Origin of the sequence: Streptomyces sp. NPDC059832 (genome assembly GCF_042731715.1) — a bacterium.
GTDB lineage: Bacteria > Actinomycetota > Actinomycetes > Streptomycetales > Streptomycetaceae > Streptomyces.
The window spans coordinates 1-4,197 of record NZ_JBHWIY010000091.1 but is presented as its reverse complement, the minus strand read 5'-3'; the positions used below and the strand labels follow the sequence as shown (position 1 = coordinate 4,197).

The window sequence follows — 4,197 nt, the reverse complement described above, 5'->3', positions numbered from 1 at the left end:
CAACCTCATGATCATCACCCCGGGCACACTGGCCTACCTCGACGTCCTTCGCCGCGACATCGACGCCGGCAAACTCACCAACGAAACCGCCGCCATCGACCTGGCCAAACCCTCAGTTTCCCGCAGCCTGCGGGCCGTGGCAGGCGCCATGGGCCTCAAGGGCCCCCGGTCGCTGCCTCCGTTCTTCGCCGCAGCCACGGGCACCAGCAACGGCAGCCCGGTCACCGTCCTGGCCCGCCTCGCCGAGACGTCCGGCATGACCGCGCTGATCGACGACATGGCAGAGGCGACCGGCATCCCGCTGGCCCTGGGACTCGCCCAGCTTCTCGACGGCACCGGCGGCCGACCCGGCGTACACCCTCCCGAGGCCGTCATCGAACCCGAACGGTTCTTCCTCGACCTGTCCCAGCTCCTGCCCCACACCTCCGACAACGACCACCCCGGCAACTGCGTGATCACCACCGTCACCCCGAGCCGCTGAAACGAGGAGATACCGGTGCAATCACTGGAACCAGGAGTCGGCGTGCAGACAGCGGAATTCGTCGAGATCGGGGGGGTTCGCGTCCGTTACTCGGCGACGGGCACCGGCCCGCCCGTGATCCTGCTGCACGGACTGGGCCGCAGCCTGGAGGACTGGGAGCCGTTGCGGGCCGCTCTGAGCGGGTACCGGCTGATCGCCATCGACCTCGCGGGCTTCGGGCAGTCCCAGGCCCTGCCGGACTGCGGCCTCGCCTCACTGGCCAAGCACGTCGAAGGGGCCCTGGAGGTGCTCGGGGTTCCCTCGGGCGCCCATGTGGTGGGCAATTCACTGGGCGGAGCCGTCGCGATGCGGCTCGCCGCTGATGCCCCAGCGCGGGTGGCGTCATTGGCACTGCTCAACAGCGCAGGGTTCGGCCGCGACGTCACGTGGACCCTGCGCATCCTCGACCTTCCGCTGCTCTGGCGGCTGCTTCTGCGTCCCCGTGCGGACAGCGCGCTGCTGTCGGAGCGCTCCATCTTCTACGACCCGGCCTTCGCCACGCCCGAACGGGTCGCCCTGGCACTCGCGCTTTCCCGCCGCGAAGGGGCGGCACGAGCGTTCCGGCGCCAGTCCCATGCCCTCGGTTCGTGGCGCGGCGTACACCGCGGCTGGCGCGAGGAACTGCTCACCGAGGTCTCGGAACTCGACATCCCCACGCTCGTTGTCTGGGGCACCCACGACCGGATCCTGCCGGCCACCCACCTTGTCAACGCCGCTGCCGCTCTCCCCCGGGCGCGCACCCACCTGTTCTCCCGAACCGGCCACATGCCGCAGATCGAGCGCGTCGACGAGCTCGCCGTCATGCTCGGCTCGTTCTGGGACGGCCCATAGGTCCCGAACCACGCCCGGTTCACACGAGTGGGGAGCCGTCCTAGGCACCGCGGGGCGTGAGCCGCCCACCTCGGTACCCCGGGTGCTTGTACCCCGCCTCCGCCAGGCGGGAAGGGGTGCCACTCCCCGCCGCGCTTCGGCTCGCCCTCGTGATGGAGCACTGCTGCCGGGATACCGGACTGGACGTCGGCGTGGAATCCCCGCGCCAGGACACTGTACGAGCGGCCCGGATACCGTCCCGTGTATACCGAGCGCACCTCCTGGACGCGCGACCTGCCGAGGGTGCGGCTCGGTCACCACGATGAGCCGCACCCTCGGACGTACCAGAAAGGCCCGCCACTTCATGACCGACTCGCTCCACACGCCGACAGCGCCCGTCCGGGTCCCCACCCGCATGCTCGTCGAGGCACTGCTCCGTACCGACCACACCGTCGACGCCTGCGAGCTCTACGCCGCTGCCGATCTGCTCGGCATGACCGACCAGCAGGTGCGTCTGTGCATCAAGCGGCTGGTAGCGGAGCGGCGCTTCGTCCAGGAAGGCAGAGGGCGCAAAGCACTGCTACGGGCTACCGACGCCACCGCGCAGGCCCTGGGGCCGGACGTCGAGTTCGTCGCGCACGCTTTCCGGCAGGACGCGGACCTCGCCCCTTGGGACGGCATCTGGCACCTGGCCGCCTTCGCTGTACCCGAAGACACCCGCACAGCGCGCGACACACTGCGCACCGCACTCACCCGGCTCGGCGGCGCCCCCGTCCAGGGAGGCCTCTACATCAGTGCCAACGCATGGGAACCCTACGTCGAGGACGAGGCCCTCCGGCTCGGCATCCACGGCCGCCTCACCCTCCTCACCACCGACGACCTGCGCCAGGGCGATGTACGTGATCCGGCCGCGCTTGCCCGCAGCCTGTGGCCGCAGGACGAGATCGCCGATCGCTACCGGCAACTCGCTTCCGTGGCCGAGCCGCGGCTGCGCCAACTCCAGGACGAGGCCGGCCCCTCCTCGCTCCAGCAGCTGACCATCGCGGTCGAACTGGCCGCCGAATTCAGCCGTGCGATGGAGTCCGATCCTCTTCTGCCGCCCGAACTGCTCCCCCAGCCCTGGCCGGGAACCGAGGCACGTCGGCTCGTCGCACAGTGCTGGCAGCTCCTGGACCGGCTGGGGCAGTCCGGCACAGCGGCAGAGCAGCACGTCCGCCTGTTTCGCCTCTACGACGACGCTGTCAGGGGGACCGATTCCGCAGGGCAGCGCCGCGACGGGTGAGCACGGAGCCGGGTAGCGGATGCGTGATACGGGATGTGAGAGCCGTGTCCAGGCAGGGCCATTCCTCGTCGTAGGGAATGACTTTGAGCAGCTCGACCACAGGGGCGCGGTGTACCCAGGGGATGCCCTCTTCCGCGGGAACACCGGCCGTTGGCCGCTGTTCGCCATCCGATCCATCCTGGTTGTAGGCATCCTGACGAAGCACGCGAACGGGACCCACCGCAGCGGGCTGCTGGTGGGCGGCGCCGGCCACTCGCGTGGGCGGGTGGCCGTCACGGTCAACCGCCTGGGCGAGTGGCCCGCATGGGCCGTACGCAGGCCCCGGCAGGCAGGCCATGGCGCTGCCGTGAACAAGGCGCTGCTCTGCCGTGCATCTGTCCACTGGTACGCGGGTTCACGGACACTGCCACAAGGATTGTCCCGTAGTCCCTGGCGGTACAGTCGTTAGAAGCTGCGGCAGGAGCGGGCAGTGGTGGCCGTGAGGTAGAAGACATCAGGACGGCCGAGGATGCCGGTGCATGTGTCGCTGTCCGTCAGACGCTTCAGAGTCGCGCGGTCCTCCGGCTCCAGTCGGTCACCGATCTGATCGTGCAGTCGGCTCAGGTGCATCTGCAGATGCTCGCGCGCCGCCACTCCGAGGGGTGACGGGAGGTCGGTGAAGAAGCTACGTGTCCCACTGGGGATGATCCCGGCGCGGGCCAGCATGGCCGGCAAGTCCTCCACCGTCCTGACCGATCCGGGCAGTTGGTCGCGCATATCGCCGAAGGCGTCCTCCGAGGCGGCGTCCAGGCGGGCTTGCAGGCCTGGACGCCCCATGCCGATGTCACGGGGCAGAAATCGCGGGGGCAGCCCGCTTCCCACGACGGCAACGAGCCCGCCGGGCCGCAAGCAGCCGGCCACGGAGCTCAATGCCACTTCCTGGTCCCCGATCCGGTGGAAGCCGTTCCGGATCCAGATCAGATCCGCGGAATCCGGCGATCCGAACTCACCCAGGGATTTCCTCGGTTGAGTGACGACGCGGCTTCCTATTCCTTGCGCCACCGCGCGCGAGCGGACCCTCTCCAGAAGGCCGGGCGACTGGTCGACAGCGACAACCTCGGCGTCCGGAAAAGTGTGTGCCAACAGACACGTGACCACCCCCGGCCCGCTGCCGATGTCCAGCACCCGGTGGACGGGCGTACATCCGCCACCGTTGGTCCGCAACAGATCCCGCTACCAGTCCATCGTCTGTGCGAGGGCGGGCGCGTGCAGGCCTGCCTCGCGTTCCCGGTGCAACCCAGCACGTCCCACTCGATGTCCCGATCGTGATGTGAGTTCATGAGTCCTCCAGTTCCAGCAGGACAGCATTCACCTCCTGCTCGGCCCGGGCGCCGCTGCGCCGAGCAGGAGGTGCACGCCGGGGGCTCAGCGAAGGAAGGGGGCGAGGCTCCGTTCCAGAAGGGGCTTCGGGGCGGCGCCCGTCCACACCTTCACAGGAGTGCCGTCGGTGCAGACGACGAAAGCGGGGATCGAGGAGATCCCGTGCCGGTCCGCCAGTCCGGGCTCCTCATCGGCATTGACCTTGACGACGTCCAGGACACCCGCA

At 69.3% G+C, this 4,197-nt stretch carries 4 protein-coding genes and 1 pseudogene; 3 read left to right on the top strand and 2 right to left on the bottom strand.

Features of this window, described 5'->3' with window-relative positions:
* The 3 genes and pseudogenes from ACFV8T_RS45295 to ACFV8T_RS45285 form a co-directional block, all read left to right on the top strand.
* Positions 1-481: pseudogene (locus ACFV8T_RS45295) on the top strand (saccharopine dehydrogenase); the annotation flags it as partial.
* Between the two features lie 42 nt (positions 482-523).
* Positions 524-1,351: an alpha/beta fold hydrolase gene (locus ACFV8T_RS45290; protein WP_385339689.1), complete on the top strand. Its 828-nt coding sequence runs from the start codon at positions 524-526 to the stop codon at positions 1,349-1,351.
* A 301-nt stretch (positions 1,352-1,652) separates the two neighbouring features.
* A complete protein-coding gene (locus ACFV8T_RS45285; protein ID WP_385339686.1) occupies positions 1,653-2,612 on the top strand; it encodes a PaaX family transcriptional regulator C-terminal domain-containing protein in 960 nt (319 codons plus the stop codon).
* A gap of 444 nt (positions 2,613-3,056) precedes the next feature.
* On the opposite strand, the gene ACFV8T_RS45280 is transcribed toward ACFV8T_RS45285, so the two are convergent.
* Together ACFV8T_RS45280 and ACFV8T_RS45275 are read right to left on the bottom strand one after the other, a co-directional pair.
* Positions 3,057-3,776: a class I SAM-dependent methyltransferase gene (locus ACFV8T_RS45280; RefSeq protein ID WP_385339683.1), complete on the bottom strand. Its 720-nt coding sequence runs from the start codon at positions 3,774-3,776 to the stop codon at positions 3,057-3,059.
* Between the two features lie 240 nt (positions 3,777-4,016).
* On the bottom strand, positions 4,017-4,197 hold a 181-nt coding region (locus tag ACFV8T_RS45275), incomplete at its 5' end, for a thioredoxin family protein (protein ID WP_385339681.1).

What these genes read in the sequence shown, in the direction of transcription:
- ACFV8T_RS45285 (WP_385339686.1), top strand. Translation starts at nt 1,653, where the DNA reads ATGAGCCGCACCCTCGGACGTACCAGAAAGGCCCGCCACTTCATGACC.